Raw genomic sequence first — 965 nt, 5'->3', positions numbered from 1 at the left:
GGAAGGAGGATGGATTGATCAGTAGTAAAGAAGTCTTCACTATCTGCTCCATGCTATATTTCCCAATTCTGCAAAGCTGCCGAATAAAATGCTTCAACACCGACCACATCATCTCAATGGGATTCAACTCCGGCGCATACACAGGCAGGTATAGGATTCGTGCTCCTGTCCCCCTAATCAATTCCTCAACTTCCCGACTCTTGTGGATATTTAAATTGTCCATAATCACAACCTTCCTCGCATCTAGCTTCGGACATAGCTCGCTTCTCAAAAACTCCAAAAAATCTCCTTTCTTCATCCCACCCTTGATGACACGACAGCCAACTACACCTCTCAAGGAAATAGCTCCAATAACCGTATACTTTTCACCCTTGTATCTCTGACGATAATGATAAGCCCTTTGACCACGTAAACTCCGAGATACTCTCCGCTCCATTCCCTCCCAGACTCCCGTCTGGTCGATGGCAATCAAATCCTCCGCTGGAATATTCCTGACTTCTTGACTATAAGCTAGTCGTTCCCTTTGCACCTCCTCTTCTTTGACTTTTGCACTGCGGTAGGTCTTTTTTTTAGAGTCATTCCTTGCTTTTTCAAGAAATTATGTATCGTGACGATGCTTACATTGATTCCTAAGCGCTCGCGCAACAGTTCTTGATACTGCCACAGGTAGAAGTCTGGGTGTTCTGTAATAATTGCCATCACTTCCTGCCGATGTTGTTCCAAAATGCCCACTCGCTTGGTGCCTGCTTTCTTAGGGGCTAAATCTTGAGTTTGTTGGTACTGACGCACCCAGCGGTGTACTGTTCTTTTGGTCACCATGAAGCGTTTAGCTACCTGGCGGATGGAGGTGTTACCTGCCTGATAGGCTGCTACAACTCTTTGCCGCAAATCCAAAGAATGAGTCGGCATTCCTTTCTCTCCTTCCTCTTGAATACCTGTACCCTATTTTAAATTAAAAGGCTGTA

At 45.3% G+C, this 965-nt stretch carries 1 protein-coding gene; it reads right to left on the bottom strand.

Going from position 1 to position 965, the window contains the following annotated elements; translation table 11 throughout:
* A protein-coding gene (locus tag NW848_RS02290; RefSeq protein ID WP_414510361.1) for an IS630-like element ISSoc15 family transposase occupies positions 1-909 on the bottom strand; the annotation gives its coding sequence in 2 pieces (ribosomal slippage) (positions 1-573 and positions 573-909; 910 coding nt annotated over the 2 pieces). This gene is flagged as partial in the annotation.
* Between the last annotated feature and the right edge of the window lie 56 nt (positions 910-965).

It is taken from the genome of Synechococcus sp. RC10A2 (assembly GCF_047502605.1).
The sequence above is the reverse complement of the archived record's forward strand: the minus strand, read 5'-3'. Positions and strand labels throughout refer to the sequence as shown.